The 18,149-nt window shown below is 34.8% G+C and carries 14 protein-coding genes and 1 pseudogene; 6 read left to right on the forward strand and 9 right to left on the reverse strand.

The features are described 5' to 3' along the window. Window positions 1–37: 37 nt before the first annotated feature. Together CJZ72_RS05125 and CJZ72_RS05130 are read left to right on the forward strand one after the other, a co-directional pair. Window positions 38–832, forward strand: a complete 795-nt coding sequence (locus CJZ72_RS05125; RefSeq protein ID WP_081133684.1) for an SDR family NAD(P)-dependent oxidoreductase — start codon at window positions 38–40, stop codon at window positions 830–832. A gap of 339 nt (window positions 833–1,171) precedes the next feature. Further along, window positions 1,172–2,200, forward strand: a complete 1,029-nt coding sequence (locus CJZ72_RS05130; RefSeq protein ID WP_081133685.1) for an FUSC family protein — start codon at window positions 1,172–1,174, stop codon at window positions 2,198–2,200. Window positions 2,201–2,363: 163 nt separating this feature from the next. Here CJZ72_RS05130 and CJZ72_RS15040 read toward each other — a convergent pair. Together CJZ72_RS15040 and CJZ72_RS05140 are read right to left on the reverse strand one after the other, a co-directional pair. Beyond that, a pseudogene (locus tag CJZ72_RS15040) lies at window positions 2,364–2,495 on the reverse strand (DUF3788 family protein); the annotation flags it as partial. 63 nt (window positions 2,496–2,558) lie between these two features. After that, window positions 2,559–3,401 (reverse strand): helix-turn-helix domain-containing protein, encoded by an 843-nt coding sequence (locus CJZ72_RS05140; protein ID WP_081133686.1) that lies wholly within the window; start codon window positions 3,399–3,401, stop codon window positions 2,559–2,561. A 204-nt stretch (window positions 3,402–3,605) separates the two neighbouring features. Between CJZ72_RS05140 and CJZ72_RS05145 the strand changes: the two genes are divergently transcribed. After that, window positions 3,606–5,231, forward strand: coding sequence for an ATP-binding cassette domain-containing protein (locus CJZ72_RS05145; protein WP_095443668.1), 1,626 nt, complete (start codon window positions 3,606–3,608; stop codon window positions 5,229–5,231). Between the two features lie 63 nt (window positions 5,232–5,294). Here CJZ72_RS05145 and CJZ72_RS05150 read toward each other — a convergent pair whose 3' ends face one another. From CJZ72_RS05150 to CJZ72_RS05160, 3 genes are all read right to left on the reverse strand, one after another. Next, window positions 5,295–6,359 (reverse strand): hypothetical protein, encoded by a 1,065-nt coding sequence (locus CJZ72_RS05150; RefSeq protein WP_095443669.1) that lies wholly within the window; start codon window positions 6,357–6,359, stop codon window positions 5,295–5,297. 165 nt (window positions 6,360–6,524) lie between these two features. After that, window positions 6,525–7,592, reverse strand: coding sequence for a hypothetical protein (locus tag CJZ72_RS05155; RefSeq protein ID WP_095443670.1), 1,068 nt, complete (start codon window positions 7,590–7,592; stop codon window positions 6,525–6,527). Then, window positions 7,589–8,299: a hypothetical protein gene (locus CJZ72_RS05160; protein ID WP_081133690.1), complete on the reverse strand. Its 711-nt coding sequence runs from the start codon at window positions 8,297–8,299 to the stop codon at window positions 7,589–7,591. Before CJZ72_RS05160 ends, CJZ72_RS05155 begins: the two co-directional genes overlap by 4 nt. Before the next feature lie 160 nt (window positions 8,300–8,459). Here CJZ72_RS05160 and CJZ72_RS05165 point away from each other — a divergent pair, with 160 nt between their 5' ends. Continuing rightward, window positions 8,460–8,681 carry a helix-turn-helix domain-containing protein gene (locus CJZ72_RS05165; RefSeq protein WP_081133691.1) on the forward strand — a complete coding sequence of 74 codons (222 nt, stop codon included), beginning with the start codon at window positions 8,460–8,462 and terminating at the stop codon, window positions 8,679–8,681. A 105-nt stretch (window positions 8,682–8,786) separates the two neighbouring features. Here the strand turns inward: CJZ72_RS05165 and CJZ72_RS05170 are convergent, their stop codons facing one another. The 4 genes from CJZ72_RS05170 to CJZ72_RS05190 all read right to left on the reverse strand — a co-directional run bounded on the left by CJZ72_RS05170 (window position 8,787) and on the right by CJZ72_RS05190 (window position 14,898). Continuing rightward, window positions 8,787–10,622, reverse strand: coding sequence for a beta-glucoside-specific PTS transporter subunit IIABC (locus tag CJZ72_RS05170; RefSeq protein WP_081133692.1), 1,836 nt, complete (start codon window positions 10,620–10,622; stop codon window positions 8,787–8,789). A gap of 137 nt (window positions 10,623–10,759) precedes the next feature. Further along, complete coding sequence (locus tag CJZ72_RS05175) at window positions 10,760–12,208, reverse strand: glycoside hydrolase family 1 protein (RefSeq protein WP_081133693.1); 1,449 nt, start codon at window positions 12,206–12,208, stop codon at window positions 10,760–10,762. A gap of 1 nt (window position 12,209) precedes the next feature. Beyond that, on the reverse strand, window positions 12,210–13,004 hold the full coding sequence (locus CJZ72_RS05180) for a MurR/RpiR family transcriptional regulator (protein ID WP_081133694.1): 795 nt from the start codon (window positions 13,002–13,004) through the stop codon (window positions 12,210–12,212). A 1,363-nt stretch (window positions 13,005–14,367) separates the two neighbouring features. Continuing rightward, complete coding sequence (locus CJZ72_RS05190) at window positions 14,368–14,898, reverse strand: hypothetical protein (RefSeq protein WP_157728884.1); 531 nt, start codon at window positions 14,896–14,898, stop codon at window positions 14,368–14,370. 196 nt (window positions 14,899–15,094) lie between these two features. Here CJZ72_RS05190 and CJZ72_RS05195 point away from each other — a divergent pair, with 196 nt between their 5' ends. Continuing rightward, window positions 15,095–15,553 carry a helix-turn-helix domain-containing protein gene (locus CJZ72_RS05195; RefSeq protein ID WP_095443672.1) on the forward strand — a complete coding sequence of 153 codons (459 nt, stop codon included), beginning with the start codon at window positions 15,095–15,097 and terminating at the stop codon, window positions 15,551–15,553. 1,596 nt (window positions 15,554–17,149) lie between these two features. Then, on the forward strand, window positions 17,150–17,425 hold the full coding sequence (locus CJZ72_RS05205) for a hypothetical protein (protein ID WP_081133702.1): 276 nt from the start codon (window positions 17,150–17,152) through the stop codon (window positions 17,423–17,425). The last annotated feature ends 724 nt before the right edge of the window (window positions 17,426–18,149 follow it).

Raw genomic sequence — 18,149 nt, forward strand, 5'->3', positions numbered from 1 at the left:
ACTGCACAAGCTATTTTTGAGAAAGGGGTAATCGATCATGGAAATGGGTTTAAGTAAAAAACTGGTACTTGTCACAGGTTCGACGAAAGGAATCGGAAAAGCAATTGCAAAAGAGTTCGCAAGAGAAGGCGCCGATGTAGTCATCAACGGAAGAAAAGCAGAAGATGTCGCAAAAGTCGTTTCAGCACTGAAAGAAGAATTTCCACAGACGAGTCCTCAGGCAGCACCATTTGATATAACAGACGAAACTGCACGAAACCAATTATTGGAACAATTTCCAGAAGTAGATGTATTAGTCAATAACATGGGGATTTTTCAGCCAATGGAATATGAAGCAATCACTGATGCTGTTTGGAATCGATTTTTCCAAACCAATGTTTTGTCTGGAAATGCATTAGCGAAACACTATCTGCCTAAAATGCTAGAGAAAGACTTTGGCCGAATCATCTTTATCGCAAGTGAAGAAGCCATCATGCCTTCAGGGGAGATGCCTCAATACAGCATGACAAAAACAATGAATCTATCACTAGCTAAGAGTCTTTCTAAATTAACAAAAGCCACGCATGTTACGGTCAACACGATCATGCCAGGTTCTACGTTAACGGAAGGGGTAGAAGCTATGCTGGAAGAGATGTACGCACAATCTGATCTGCCAAAAGAAGAATGGGAAGCTGATTTTATGAAGAACCATCGACCATTATCACAAATCCAACGATTGATACGTCCAGAAGAAGTAGGACGTTTCGTGACATTTGTCGCTAGCCCTTATGCTTCTTCTTTTTCTGGAGAAGCTCTACGGATCGATGGTGGTCTAGTGCCAACGATATTTTAGACGCCCTGTATTTTTGGGAAACTAATCGCGTATTTTTAGGATTTCAAACAGGAGAACAGAAAATTTTTTCCACCATACCACTCTTTTGCAGAATGTACTGTGGATCCAAAGCCGTTTTGTGCTACGAAAAAGAGGTTTTTGAAACATTTTTTAATGTTTTGAAGACTTCTTTTTTATATTTGTAGCTATCCAAAAATCGTTAAACAATAAGAAGTAAGAACATAAGCAACAAGCAATGTTAAGAAAAAATAAAGAAACGTCTGTTATACTAAAGAAAGCATCTGTTTTCAGATACATAAAGTTACCATTCATTAGTTACCTTAGACAAGGAGTGATTCATTGCTTAAAACGTATTTTCGATTCAACAAAATAAAGGATAACCCTTTTAGGATCATGAATTTGATGATTCTTATTTTTTTGGTGTTATGGCTAGGGTATATCAATCATAATTTTTTGATTTCTAGCTTTTCTTCACTAGGACTTTTTACATTTTTCTATTACCAAAATATTCCATTGAAAGCTTTACTCAAACGAATGTTTCTCATTGGGTGCGGGTTACTCATTGCGTTCATGCTAGGTGTGTTATCCACCTATGTCCTATGGCTTGAACCATTTGTCGTAGCTGCGGTTGCTTTTTCGAGCCGTTTCATTTTACGATTGTTCCATATCTCCAAGCCTGGGGGGTTATTTTTTGCGATGTTGTCTGCAATGGGAACGAGTATGACCTTGCCAATTGCGCAACTTCCTCAAATTTCTCTGTTCTTCTTTATGGGTGTTGTATTTTCTTTGATTGCGGCGATCATCACAAAATTATTAGATACTCGTCCAGAACAAGTGATCGAAACGACAACATTAAAAGAACGTTTCCACCAAGATCCGCTAGTTATAATCGATTCTGTGTTTTATAGTGCGGCCCTTTTTCTTTCAGTCTATGTTAGCCATGGCTTGAATCTGCACAATCCTTACTGGCTAACACTTTCTTGTGCATCGATCCTACTAGCAGAAAATTTAGATGCGATGAAACACCGGCAAGTCCAATACCTCATTGGTTCAATGCTAGGTTTGATCGTTTCTGCTATTTTGTCATTGATCCCTTTTACACAACTAGAAACGATTTTTTTAGTGACATTTCTTTATGGTATCTCTCAATTTTTAGTTGCAAGGAATTATGCAGTCGCAAATATTTTTCTGAATCCAATGGCACTGATGCTTTCGACCCTCATGCGAAATGTGTATTTATTTTCTTTGATCGAATATCGTTTCTTAGGTATTTTGCTGGGAAGTTTCATCGGGCTAGGAGCGGCATGGGTAATGAATGTCGGTTTACGACACTACTTAGCCGTTGTGAGAAATAGCCTGAAAGAATGAAGGTAAGATAAAGGTAGTAGGTTCAAGGAAGAGATTCACGAAAGAATATTTTCGACTCTATGTGAAGGGCGTCTTTGATCCACTACATCAAAATTATTTATAAAAGCAAGAAAAAGCGTGGGATAAAAGTAAGAAACACTTTTGTCCCATTTTTTTTAAAATGAATAAACGGTGGGAACAGAAGCAACTCCTTCGGAAATAAGCTGAAATTCACAAAAATTTGAAAAGCAATTTTCGTGAATTTCTTCTTATTTCTCGGAGTTAAACACTTCTATCCCAACCTCTTTTTTTTGATTCAATTCAAGAGATATTCATACAGGGACTGTCCACTAAGAAAACACCCCGCTTTTTTGTTCCATCAAGAGATACCAAAATGGATCGTGGCGCTTTCCTTGATCTTAAGCAAAGTATGACAAGTTTTGGGATCGTATTTTTTTAAAAAAGTAATGACTTCATTTAATTGTTGCGTTTCATTGGAAAGAAAAGCAGTAAAAAAATCAAAATACAATCGAGTAGTGAGGGAAAGTTGTGCTTCAGTAAACCACTTTTGAAAAGAAAGATGCAAATGACGGGCTGAATGGATATCCTTTTTTACAAGTAAACATTGGATCATGTTTATATAAAGAAAACCAATCAATTCTTTGATTTTAGCTGGGAAAATGCCCCAAAGGTGATGGATTGACTGCCTGACCTTTGTCAACAATTCCTCAGTTACCGCATCTTCATCTTCTAAAAACAAAAATAGAGTGATGGTTACTAATTCTAAGTCTGTAAGTGTAAAAAAATCCGACTGAATAAAATATGCTTTAAAGTACTCAAGTGGTGCTCGATCCAAGAATGGTTTGAGTGAGCAAGCGAGGGCATACGCAGTGGAGGCAAGGAACCGCTCATGGTTTAAATCGGATAATTTGTTTTGCTCGTAGACTGTCATCAATTTTTCCAAGGTATGCAAATCAAGTTGATAGTAGACAGATAGAAGGCCATTTAATTCGAGTGTAGAAGACGGTTTACAAAAAAGTAGAAACTCTTCAAAAGTAAGCGTCAAGCGTTCCAATATCAGATGAAATTTGGTTATTTCGATGGAATACTCACCACGTTCCAATTTTGCACAAAAGCTTCGCGAAACAATTCCAGAATAGATTTCTTTTTGTGTCAGCCGTTTCTCACAGCGGATTTTCTTGATGATAGGTCCATAATGCATCGAATCCCTCCTTCTTATTTAAAGTATAGTATACTACACAATTTTAAAAATTCTAACGTTGATAGAAATGCTATATTTTTGTGAAGGGGGAATGATTATGAATAAATTCAAGATTGGAACAGAAGTAGCTACACATTTTTTTCAGAACAAATCGGCACGCTGTTTCTTTATTCTAACTGTTTTTGTGACAAGGAGGGATGCTGCATGCGATTGATCCTACAACGATACCCAACCAATGTGATCAAAATGGTTTTTTTAACTGGTATCCTTTCAGGACTGCGAGTCCTACCAAGCTACTTACTCGTCTATGCAACAAATGCTATTTTTAAATTCGATGTGAAAGCTTTTCTTTTTTGGGATGGTTTTATTTTGTTTCTGTGGCTTGTCTTTATCGTATTTAACTATTTTATTGCGACATATCAAGAAAAATCGATTCAACAAATCAGTACATCCTTGCGCTTAAGTGAAGCAAAGAAAATAACACAACTCTCGCCAAATCAATTTAAAACTATAACAGCCGAAGGATATATTTCTAAATTATCCAATGATATCAACCAAATCGAACTACAAGGATTGACTAGTTTATATGGGATCATCGCCAATCTATGGTTGATCTTCTTTTCTACTTTAGCACTCTGTCTGCTAAATCTGTGGTTGGCAGCTGCAGTTCTTATTTTGTCAGGCTTGGTTTTATATCTACCGAATCGATTTGAAAAGCAATTGGTATTTATTGGGAAAAAACTTTCAACTAGTAATTCACGATTTATGAAAGAAACGACCAATATCTTAAAGGGATATAACGTGTTGCGTTATAGTAACATTCTAAAAATCATCCCCGAAAAAATAAGCATATTTTCAAACAATCTTGCCGAAGATAAGGTTGAAATCGCTAAAGTCAAAAATAAAGTGACAAGTTTTCTAGTATTTTCTAGTTTAGTCAGTCAAGTTTTAGTCGATATATTGACGGGCTATCTAGTTATTATTGGTCAAACTACGCTAGGGGCGATCAGTTCTAGTGGAAATTTAGCTGCGAATATTTTTAATTCCATTTCACTAACAGGACAACAGTTTGTCCAACTGAAATCTGCTAATCCAGTTGTCGCAGATTTTTTTGAAGAGGTTGAGCCGGCAAAAGAAAAAAAGCTTTTACCAGATTTCAATACAGTGAAATTAGAACAAGTTACTTTTGGCTATAAAGAAGACAAGCCCATTTTAAAAGATATCAATCTCGTCATTGAAAAAGGGAAAAAATATTTATTGATTGGAGAAAGCGGCGGAGGTAAGAGCACGTTGCTGAAACTCATTTCTGGAGAATTGACGAACTATCGTGGAAAGATCTTATTGGATGAGAAAGAACTACAAGATGTAGATACTTCTGCTTTTCTACAGTATATTTACCAAAATACGTACTTATTCAATGCTACCTATGAAGAAAATATCACTTTGTGGCAGGATCATCCATCTGCTGCACTTGAAAAGGCAATGAAGCGGGCAGCAATTGACTTTATAACGGAACCAAGTGATTTGATCACAGATAATGGGGAAAATGTATCTGGAGGACAAAAACAGAGAATAAGCTTGGCAAGGGCGTTTATTCAAGAAAAAAACTTCATTTTAATGGACGAAGGCACTTCTTCATTAGACCGGTCGAATGCTTTAATCATCGAAAACCTATTACTAAGTGACCCAAACTTAACGGTGATCATTGTCAGTCATCATCCTTTTCCTGAAAATAAAGATAAATTTGATCAAATAATTACAATTGAACGATGGCAAGATCAACTTAAACATGAAATGACAAATGGTGATCCTAAACCTCAATCTAATTAAAAAATAGAAGCAGCCGAGAAAAGGTGATCTTAAAAGTCATCTTTTCTTGGTTGCTATATAGACTTATTTCTTCACTTGGAAATCATAGAGATGCTCATTATTGCGCCATAAAGTAGAATGAACGGTACGCTCTTTTTTTTCGTTGAAAGTCGTTAAATTCAATGTCCAAATGTCAATGTTATTTTCTTGATCATAGCTTGCAATAGCGATGTTTTGCTCATCTATAGGATCAACAAAGAAGACTCCGGTTAGATCGATAGTGATTCGGTGTTGTTTGCTGATTTTTCCGGTTTCTAAATCAATAAAATAAATGGTGCTATCACTAGCGAGATACACCAACTGATCATTATAGATAAAGCCACCATTTGAGTAAGGAAATCCTGAGTTATCGATAGTTATGTCTGGTGATAAGTCTGTAAAGGTACATTGTTTTTCTTCCATAGAATAATGAAAGAGTTTGCTTTGATAATTTTTAGCGGAATTGAAGGCAATGCCGTATAGTCCATCTTTGTAGACAACCAAGTCATAGACAAAAATGTATTCATGATGTTCATCATGTGGAAAAGAGCTAGCGAATTGGGTGGTTAACTCTCCTTTAACTAAGGTATGCTGATAGAGAAGGATAGCTTCTGTATCTTCATGTAAAGTATATATTTGTTGGGAATCATGACCGATCCCGATAATGAATTTGTTTCTATTGAGGTGTTTATCACCAACATAAAAATGATTGCCATAAGAACCATCGTCTGAATAACCATGATTGAAAATTTTGACAACTGTTTCTTCAATCACCATTGTGCTAATACCTGTATGCTCTTTTGTGGTGCGTTTTGTTTTCATCACTTCATTTGTTTCCGGTGTATAGATATAGTCATATTGACGGTCAGAGGTGTGGATTTGATGATTCAGTTGCGTAAAGCTGCCTAACTCCAGCCCGCTAGTTTTTAATAGCATCTGATTTTTTTCACCAACTCCGATCAATCTACCAGAGGTCAAATATTTATCCATTGTTGTGGAGAAATATAAAAAGTAGTCATACGTACTAGCATTTTTTTGATTGGTAGTATAAAAGGTACAGCTAGATAAAAAAAGAAGAGCACCGGATAGTAGCAGAAGGTATTTTTTCATAGAATCCCACCTTTCTGAAATGCTATTTAAGCTCTTTTGTTTGCAGCAGTGTACAGAAAAAGAAATAAGGAATAAATTTGTTATTCGCTTCTTTTTATTATTTCTGCTTTAAGCATATTGATTGCTAATCACGTGAGTGGGTATTTTTTAAAGAATGGAGTGTGGTTATTTACTTACTTGGAAATCATATAAGTATTCATTGCTACGCCACAAAGAAGTGTCTATTGTACGTTCCTTTTTTTCTTTGAAAGTTGCTAAATCGAGTGTCCATATATCAATGTTATGTTCTGCATTATAGTTTGCGATTGCAATCATTTGTCCATCAATGGAATCAATAAAAAAGTGTCCAGTTAAATCAATATCAGTGTAATATTTTTTGTTGATCTGTGCGGTTTCTAAGTCAATAAAGTATATGGTGTTGTTTCCAGAAAAATAGACGAGTTGGTCTTTGTAAATAAAGCTACCATTTGCTGAAAAAAATCCTACGTCTTCAAATTTTATCTCTGAAGCTAAATTTTTTAAATTGTGCATATGATCCGTTAGAGAATATTGAAATAAGTAGGGATTACCAGAAGACAAATCAAAAACAACAGAGTATAGGGTATTATGGTAAACTGCCAAATAATAAGAAAAATGATAACTTTCTCTTTCGGAATTAGGGAATGTGCCGATGAACTCGCTGATTAATTCGTCTTGATGGAAGTAGTGACGACTAAGAGATAATTCATTTAAGTCTGTTTCACCTAGAGTGTAAATATTGTTTAGGTCATTCCCCACGATGTAGATGTATTCCTTTATAAGATAATTTTTCTGATTCATATATATATGCGTATGATATTGTCCTTTCTCCGAATACCCATGATTAAAAAGTTTAATAACTGTCTCTTCAATCGCCATTGTTTTAATGCCGGTATGCTCTTTAGTTGCTCGCTTTACTTTTTTGATTTTCCCAGTTTTAGGCGTATAGATATAATCATATTGTCGATCAGAACAATGAAGTTGCTGGTCCAATTGCGTAAAACCGCCTAGCTCCAAGCCGCTTGTTTTTAACAACACTTGGTCTTTAGCGCCAACTCCGATTAATCTGCCAGAAGTCAGATAGTTGTCCATCGTGGTAGAGAAATACAAGTAGTAGTCATAAGTAGTAGTATTTTTTTGATCGGTAGTATCAAAAGTACAGATAGATAAAAAGAAAAGAAAAGCACCGAACAGTAGCAGAGGGTACTTTTTCATAGAATCACTTTATAGGTCCTTGTATAACTAGAGTCACGGATATCAATTGGATAAACACCTGTCCCTCCATTTCGGTCGATATCGATTCCCGCCTTTTGGATGTAAGCACTCCAAAGCAGTTTTGAACAATTTTTAGCACCAGTATGCGCAGTTTGCCGGTTAGTCACAAAGTTGTAAGAATAGGCATCTTTCCCAACACGCGAATTTGCCCAATCTGCAGCAGCATTTCTCTTTGCTTGCGTCGTATTCACAAGTTGCATGACTGCATTTTTTTCAACATTTCTACTCTTGTAAAATATTCTTCTCACGCCAGTGGAGGGGATAGATTCAACGATGGAATCTCTTGTATGATAAAGTCCTACATGCCCATGCTGAATACCTAAGGTGGAGGAAGGCGTATAAAAAATATCCCCCTTTCGATCAGCAGAAGTCAAATAACGGTTTCCTGAACTGCCACCGCGTAGTCGTGATACTCCTTGTTCTTCTGCTATCGTCTGTTCTAATTCATTCAAGGCGAGGTCGATCACCTCTGTCTCTGATGTACCCATGCTTTTTGCTGTTTCTTCGATTCCCTCCATTAATTCTTCTCGGGATAAACCTGGCTGCAATTCCAACAACTGATCGATTTTTGATGTTTCTGTGGCACTGACGAATGTTCCGCTCAATGCTAGTCCTAAAGTCAAACAAGCAATCAATAGTTTCTTCATAACTCTTTCCACCTTTCCTAATTATATTTACAAAGAAAGCGTATACTATTTAAAATAAAATAAAAAGAACCAAAGCGTTGCTTTATTCTTTCGATTTCTGTTTTTTCGGTATACTGGTAATAAAAAGGGAGAAGAAAAACAAATAAGGGAGGCAAAAATGATGGAATTTGCACGTTGGTTACGTCAGAAAAGAGAAAAAAACGGCTATACTCAAACTTTTGTAGCGAAACAATTACATATTTCCAGACAGGGAGTATCAAAATGGGAAAACGGGAATGCTCGACCGTCTTACGAAATGTTACATAAAATTTTTTGCTTGTATCAGTGTACAGAACAAGAAATCAAAGTGTTATTTGATAAAGTTGGTGAGAATAAAAAGTGACACCAATGGAAATGAGACAGGCATTAGCACCAAAAAAGATTATAGAGAACGGTCAGTCAGCCATCTCTCTATAATCTTTTCGTTGTTCTTCACGCCAGTTATTCTCTAATTGACAGAGAATAAATAATCTTCTCGTTGTACTTTTTCTTGTACAGTTTTAGCAAATGGTTCATGATCAGCTGTGTTCGTGACGATAATCGGTGTCGTTAAATCATAACCGGCAGCAGAAACATTCTCTAAATCAACGGTGATCAAAGCATCTCCTGCATGGACGTATTGGTTTTCTGCCACGTGCAATTCATAGAATCGCCCATTTAATTCGACTGTATCCATCCCGATATGGATGAGAATCTCTACGCCATTATCTCCCCGTAAGCCAATCGCATGTTTGGTTGGTGTGGTCATGATCACATAGCCATCAATAGGGGAGCAAACTTCTCCTTCTGTAGGAAAAATAGCTAACCCATCTCCCATCATTTTATCTGCAAACATTGGATCGTTGACTTGTTGTAAGGGTACGACCTTTCCTGTAAGTGGACTTGAGATTTTCACTGCTTGAGAGGCTTGTTGCAGTTTTTCTTTTTTTATCGTTTGTTTTTGCAAAAGGATCGTGACGACAAAAGATAGGAGCATTGAAAGTAGAATCGTAAGGATAGAAAACCAAAAATTACGATTCAAACCTGAACCATCTGTTGGGATAAATGTAGGGATCGCGGCAATCCCTGGCGAAACGACAGCGTATTGTTTTAATTGGACCAGCCCAGCCAAAATGCCTCCAATTCCGCCACCGATGATAGCACCGAAGAAGGCACTACTGTAATTGATCAATACTCCAAAAATCGCAGGTTCTGTTACACCCATGATCCCCGTGATACCAGCAGATAAAGATAAGGAACGTTTATCTGTGTCCTTTTCTTGAAATGAAATGGCTAGTGCAGCTGCACCAACTGCCACATTTGCTGCTAGCATGGCAGGAAGAACGAAAGAATCATAGCCATAATCTCCCATCATGGCAAAAACCAGTGGGAATAATGCTTGATTTGTTCCGGTCATTACTAGTAATGGTGTTACTGCGCCAACGATACCGACAGACAACCATCCTAGATGTTCATACATGAAGCTTAATCCGTCAGCAATGAAGCTACCGACGATGTTACCTAGAGGTCCTAAAACGATCAAAGTGACAGGTACGGTAATCAAAATCACTAGTAGAGGTTTGAGAAAATATTTGATCGCTTGTGGGATGAATCGATCACCAAGTCGGTCAACCAAAGCCATGAACAATACACCAAAGATCACTGGAATAGTGGTTGTATTATAGGTAGTAGTTGGGACAGGAATACTCAAGAAATCTAAATTTGCGATACCGTCAATGGAGGCATGGACAAGAATTGCGCCCAAAAACATACCTAGCATTCCATTGATCCCCAATTTTTTCGCCGCACTGTAGCCGATAAAAATCGGTAAATAATAAAAACCAGCATTATTAACAGCATTTAAAATCGTATAAGTGCCACTTTCTGTACCAATTCCAAAAAAAGTAACACCAATATTCAGAACAGCAGAAACCAAACCAGCTGCAACTAAGATTGGAAGGACAGGAACAAAGGTACCGCTAATAAAGTCAACAATTGCTGATCCATACGCTTTGATACTTTTTTTTGTAGGAATCTCAGCTGATGGCTCTTTTTTTTGATCTAATTGTGCAGAAAACAACGCATAGACTTTTGGAACATCTGGTCCAATCACTAATTGGATCTCATTTTCTCTTTTAACAATTCCCATGATCAGTGGATTTGTTTTTAGTTTTTCTTCTTCAAGTTGAGATACATCGGCTAATTTTAAACGTAGTCGGGTTGCGCAGTGGTTGGCGCTGATCACATTATTGATTCCACCGATATTTTCAAGAATAAATTGAATCAGTTCATCATATTTCTTCATTGATTCCACCCTCATTTTTATGGATATTAAACGCTTTCAACATTGAAAGAGAAGAGGGATGGATCACATAATGTGTGCGTTAAGATCTATAGAAGTTTTGGACCACACGATATGCTCTCTCATCCTCATCTGTTTTTCTATTCTTCTTTTGCTTCACTTACTTTGGCACCATTTGAAGCAATCACTTCTTTGTACCAATAAAAAGAATCTTTCGGAATACGTTTCAAATCAAAGACTTCTTCGTCCGTTGTATTGATATATACTAAGCCATAGCGTTTAGCCATACCGTTACCGGTACTTAACAGGTCTGTAAATGACCAAGGATTGTAGCCAAATACTTTGGCACCATCTTCAATTGCTAGGCCGATTTGATAAATTTGTTCTTTTAAAAATTTGATGCGTTCAGGGTCATGGACTTTGCCATCTGCGGCTACTGATTCATGAGCACCATAGCCATTTTCAGTGATCACCATTGGTAAATGATAATGATCATCCATATAACGCATCAAGTACCGCATACCAACAGGATCAATCTCCCAATCCCAGTCAGTTGTTTCCACATATGGATTTTGTGTTTGAGCATAGATTCCTGGATAGTTAGGATAAACAAAACCACCTTTTTCTCCGGTTTTATTCAATCCTAATGCTTGAGCCTTTGAATCAAAAGGAGATTCTTTTGCAACGTTACTACGGTAACAATTGATACCAAAGAAATCGATCTTTGCCTTAGCCACTAATTCCATATCGCCAGGGCGGATGTCAGGATCGATATTGTATTCTTTCCAGTAACGTTTGATAAATCCATTGTATTCGCGATTTGCATTAAAATCATTCCAGATTTTTTCGGTTAATTCCTCTGCGTTCATTGCAGCGATTTGATCCTCTGGTTTACAAGTTTCAGGATAGAAAGGCACCATACCAGGTACAGGACCGATTTTGCCATCTTCAACAAGTTCGTGGCAAGCAATCACCGCTTTTGCATGGCAAAGATTCATAATATGATTTACCTTCCACTTGTCTTCGAACCAAGTGTCAGGATATTTACAAACACCTAACCAGTCACCATAGACGATCTGCATATTCTGTTCATTGATCGCTAACCAATATTTCACGCGATCACCAAATTCATTGAAACATGTACGAACATATTGATCGAATGCATCAATGATTCCTCGACCATACCAGCCGTTGAACTCTTCATCTACCCAAACAGGCATATCGTAGTGATACAGTGTGACGATCGGTGTGATACCATTTTCAATTAGTTCGTTGATTAGATTGTTGTAAAAATCGATTCCTAGTTGATTAGGAACGCCAGAATTATCAGGATAGATTCTAGGCCAAGCAATTGAGAAACGATAGGAGGTGAATCCACATTCTTTCATCAAAGCCACATCTTCTTTGTAGTGATGGTAGTGATCTGCAGCAATTGAATTATCCGTAAATGGTTTTTTTGTTTGACTATTCAAATCAATGATTGCTTGTGCTCGGCCATCTTCCGCCACGGCACCTTCTACTTGCCAGGCTGCACTTGAAGCGCCCCATAAAAAGTCTTTAGGAAATGTTGGTTGTTCTTTGTAATGCATACTAGTTTCCTTCTTTCTTATACTTCAATAAGTAACCGTTGAACAATAAATCAAGAACAAACTGAATGCCGTAGGTGTAATAGAGTAGATCATTGATCTCTGCTTCGTGGTGTTGTGCACTTAGATGATACAATTTATCAAAATATTTATTGTATATCGGATTACGATTATTCGTGAATAAAACTTTTTTTGCCTCTATCTTAGTCAGCTCATCTGCGAGTGTCGAAACGAATAATCCAGAAATCGAAAAAAGAATAAGCAATGATCGGTCTTTTGAGAAAGTACTACTCGCAAGTTCTTCTTTCGAAGTAATCAAAGTGATCCGTTTTCCGAAAATAATCATTCGCTGTTGAAAAGTACTCACTGCGCCGGCAATATTACTGGAACAAACGATAACAACTTGCTGGCTTTCATTGATCATTTTAACGAGACGATTGACTTCTTGTGTGTTGAATCGAATGCTCAATTCTTCCATTAGAGAAGTGATATTCATCACTAGTTTATCTAGAAAGTGATCGTAGCCATAAAATTGTTCAAACTCAAGTACGCCATCATCAAACTCTTGTGCGTGCGCTTTCATATCTGAGAAATTTTCATAACCGAGTAATTTTCCAAAACGACGTACTGAAGCTCGGGAAACATGATTTTCTTCAGCAATTTGATAAATGTTCCACTGCTTGACGTATTTGAAATTTTCCAAAAAGTACTTTGCTAGTTCATATTCCACTGACCCTATTTCATTTTCATTCACGATACGGTTTAATTTGTAGATTAGATTCAAACGATTATTATCCATTTTTATGATCTCCCTTGGCCAAGTTAGATTCTGTCTTAACTATAGCGAAATTTATTGAGTAATGGGGTGCAGATTGTGTCCCCAATAGAAGAGGACAGACAGGTCAGACTTATTTGGCTTAGTTTATCAAATAATAGTGGAATTTGCTTCTTTTAAGACGAAATTGATAGCTGGGATGCGTATAAGGGGCGAAAAGGAGGTAGGAAATAAGTAAAAGATAAGCGTAACGTAGGGATCGCTTACGTGTGATGAGCCAGAGTTAGATAAGTTCGTTCGTAAAGAAAATAGTTAGGGAATCGGTTCATTCCAAGTGAGAATAGGCAACAATGGTAAGCAAAATCTGGTTTCGTGGAATAAAGAGATGTGGGGATGATAGGGGAAATGAGCGTGGGATAAAAAGCAGTTTCTTTCTGATTTTTTGTCCTACTTTTTGATTTTAATCTACATAAAAAGCACACTACCTTGCAAAATTAAAGTGTCTAAATTCAATCAAAGTCAGGGGGAGTGATTTGCCTAACATCAATATATTAGAGTTAACTCTAGTAACATGGAACATGTAGATAGCGATGATTAATTGAAGTATTTACGACTTGCGACTGTGGTACAAAAAAGTTTGGCTTAGTTTATTAATGAATATTAAAAGTCTGAGCTAGTGGTATAATGGGTATAGCACTAACTCAGACTTTTTAGTAATTTAAGAATCTGTTTCACTTTATTGAAATATTTTATTTAAAGTATTCTGTTAACGCTTTAAATCCAGTGATAATAAGGATCCCACATAAAAGAAATAATAGAATAATCAATCCCACAAAAAGAATAGTGGCTTTGATTTCTTTTGTCGAGTAAATTAGAATGTATACTAGAAAAGCTAAAATAAATAGTGATATGACTAGTTTTAATTTCATTTCATGAGCTCTCTTTCAAAATTGGTAATTTTAATCAATTTTATTTCTCCTGATTGGTTCAAATGTATCATACTGGGTACTTCAGATACTTTTATTTCAGATAAGTAATTTATTTCTGATTTTGAACATCTGTCTGTATCTATATAATAAATTTTATAATTGGAAGGAATATTATTGTTCAATTTAAGAATAAAATTCCGACAATCTGGACAAGTAGATCGACCAACATATATATATATGTTTCTTCTTCAATATTTGAGGGTATGCCCTTTTTAAGTTCTGTTACAGTGACCATAGAAAAATTTTTTGTGATTTTGATATAAATTTCTTTCTCGATATTTTCAAGTGTTCTACTTAATTCTGTATCAGATTTGTGACTTTTTATTTGGTCATTTCTGCTACAGCCAGCAATACAAAAGCATAAACAAATGGGGAATACGGTAATCAAGAAAAATTTTTTATAAGAATCCATTAGCTGTACAGAAAGATTTGATCATACTATATTGTTTGTATTTTCTACAACCAGAACTAATGCCCCAAGTTAGGAAGTATTCAGTCATTTTTGTAACCACTACTGTGCCAACTATCACACCTACAGCTTTGATTGCTAAAATCAGTAATACCGGCAGTACCCGTTTTTGAGATCCTGTTTTACTGATATAGGTATCTTCCACATTTTTCCATAAACTACCAGCTTTTTCTGCATTTTGAAACTGCTGTTCCGTAAAGTAGCCGTCACTAACAATGTCATGGCTTAATATCCATTGCTTTGTTTCATAATCATACGTTGAATATTCCATTATTTTAGAAAACGCTTGCTCTATTTCGCCATCATTTTCTAGAATAAGGTTCATTTTTTCGACATTGCCATCTATCTCTGTAGCTAATACTTTTGTAGCAGGGAAGATACAATTAAAGAGAAAAATTCCGGTCATAAAAATCATGAGGCTTTTAAAATAGTTGATACGATTCGTCATTGTTAACACCATCCTATTATTTTTTTGCTTTACGTAAGGCATACTTCAAGTATGTAGAGAAATAGGCAGGAAAGTATAGAAATAGTTGATTGCATTTCGCAATTATTCATTGCTTTTTCATAATTTAATGAATAATTCAAAGATTAGAGTTGAAAATTATTGTTAGAAAAATAAACTATTTATAAGAGATTAAGAATGGGAGGTTTTTATGGAAATTGGAAGAAAGTTGAAGATGGAACGAAAAAAAGCAGGAAAGTCTCAACAACAAATAGCTGATCATTTATTAGTAACACGACAAGCTATTTCTAATTGGGAAAATGAAAAATCAAGACCCTATATAGATACATTAATAAAGATTTGTGAATATTATAAAATATCTCTTTCTTACTTTACTTCAGTTGAGGATAGTCAACCGATTCAAGAATCAGAAAATCTAGAGGTAGAAGAAATATCGTCATCCACTGATTCTGAAACTGAAAAAAGTAAGATCTATAAAAAAATGACTCCGTTTATTTTACTTCTGAGCATAATAATTACACTTGTAGCTATGCTCCCAGCGAAAATAAATATTCCATTTCTATTTTTCTTTTCGTTAGGAATTATATTTTTATTGGTATCATTATTTGTATATTATTTAGTGAAACAATTCTTCGATTCAGAAAAATAGGAGTAGGTTACTAATCTTTTTAAGAACACTTAATTTAGTTTGCGTTGGAGCTAAAAAAGTTAGTCCTAAGAAATATTCAGTAGTAAAAATGAATACAGGATGTTTTGTTTTTGTGTTAATAAAAGAATGATATATCAAGAGTTTTTTATAACAATACAAATTAAACAGAAAGCGTTTACGCAATAGGCTTGTAAAGGTATAATTGCATTGTTCAGATTTAAAAACAACGATTGGGTTATTTGTTTTATCTAGGAGCTTTTACTTTTTATCATTAAGAAATGCTTCTAAGTTTAGGAGGGGAACAGTAAAAGAATAACAAAATGAGAAGTATAAATAAGCTAGCAAATTTACTATTATCTAATATCTTTAAAGATTTGAATAACTGACACTACTATCTATGATAATTTCTTATAAGTGATTTATGAAAAAATTTTCCAACTGAGTTAGGGGGTATGCATAAAGGTGAATAATCTAATTTGTATGAGTAATCTTGGTATGGAACAAAAAGGTAATAATATTTTAAAAAATATAAATTTAGAGATTAAAATTGGGGAATTCATTTTTTAGTAAAAGTATATGAAAATTAGATCATTTTGATAATCAAAAGCAGTAAAATAATTTTTATAGTATGAAATACCCAGTGCAAAATGAGTGAGTGAAAAGAAAAATATTTTATGCTAAACTAATGGGAAATAATTTATACTAAAAATAGCCAAACTATGATGGGATGAGTAGGCTATGTAGGAGAAGGTTAAATGGTTTCTAAAGGAACATTTTTGATTTTAAACTTGATAGTACTATTCTTTTTTATTCATAGATTTGGTTTTACAACATATAGTATATCAAGGATTACTATTTGTATTTTTATCTATATCGTATTATATATCGTCACTAAAACAATACGACAAAATAAAAAAGTAGAAGAAAAACAAAATAAATAGAAAATTTTTAGCAAATGAACGTAATTAATATCTAGCAAGCTACTTGCACTTAAAAGGACAGCGATCATTCACAAACCACCCGAAGTCGTGAAAGCTATCGAAGAAAAATTCCATCCCGATGAGTTTAAAATACAAGTCATAATAGCCTAGGAATCTAAAATCGAAGATGCGAATAAAGTTGCTGCTGGTTTAGGTATTGGTATCACTGTATCGGCGTTAATCTTAGAGCCAATCGCTTCAATTTAGCTGTAGTTCTAATAGCACAAAATAGAGGATATGATTGCTCTATGTCTCGGTGTGTCAGGTCAAAATAGAATTCCATATGGGGGATATCTCAATGAATAATCTTATATATATAATCTTGTTTGCTATTTCGTTATCACTTTTACTTTTCTTCGATTATTTCAAAAATAAAAATCCAAAATTTTTTAAGTTCTTACTATTTATCATTACTGTACTAGCTGTTATATTGATGACAGATTTTATTTAACTTATCTCAAAAAGTAGCGAACCATATTATTTTTCAGTAATATGCTTATTATTCGTATAAACAATACAAAATGAAAAATTATGATTATTCTATTACTTTTTAGAAAGCGCTTTTAAAGCACTCTTAATCTAAAAGGAGGGATATAAAATAAAAAAAACCTGTTTTATGCTATTTTTTTGTTGTTTTTGTATAGGAATCCTGTGGTATATAGTTGGTAATGAAAATGAAAAGAAGGTTCATGGAGTTGTGACAACTGTTTCTGCGGGCGAGTTCGTATTTGAAGATGAAAAACAGAACGAATATAATATTCAAAAAAAAGAATTTGATTTTACAAAAAAACAATTGAAAGCAAAAGATAAGATCATAATAAAGTTTGAAGGTGAAATTTTAGAAATCTCTCCTGCCAAATTTAAAAAAGTAATAAATATAGAAAAAGATTGATTATATTTATAAAATGGATTCATTGCTCTTTTTCAAGGCGGTAGGGTTAACATTAAAATACCTGTCCGTATGGTAGGTCATTTATCCCATACTTGGCATCTGCAGAAAAAGAGAAAAATACATAATATAACTAACGTTCCTTCTTTGATTAGAATAACCAATGAAAAAACTTTTGTATTTTATGATACAAGAAAAGTGAGGATGAATTAGAAATTTTTATGATTAATGATGAGTGAATCTAAGCGTATCAAATGGCTTGCAAACACAAATGAGGTGATTCTTAATTGCGCACTGGAAAAATGATTTATATATTTTATTTATTATTAGTACTTATAGCAGTAAGTCTCTTTTTTCTAAAAAACGCTTTATTGATCAAATTTGGTGCTGTTGCTTGTTTTTGTTTGTTTTGGCTGATCGTTAGTTGGCATAGATATAGAAGCAATAACTAATCGTGTATCACTTCATTACTGTTTTCGTCATAAAAAGTTGCGCCGGTAAAAATCTACTCCGATGCTTTCTAAGTCACTTGCTTCTTTAGCCGTATCTGGTTTCATAGTTTTAAATACATATGTACTAATGCTCGTTGTATTTTTTTCAAAATTTAAAGGATCTTGCTATTTTTGGATATTAGTTTCTAATGCTTAAATTTATCTTCAAAAACATTCGCAAATGTAATTAAAGTTTCTTAATTTAGGAGATGATTTTATGGGAGATCTATTTTTAA

This window comes from Enterococcus durans, assembly GCF_002277935.1.
In the GTDB taxonomy this organism is placed as follows: Bacteria; Bacillota; Bacilli; order Lactobacillales; family Enterococcaceae; genus Enterococcus_B; species Enterococcus_B durans.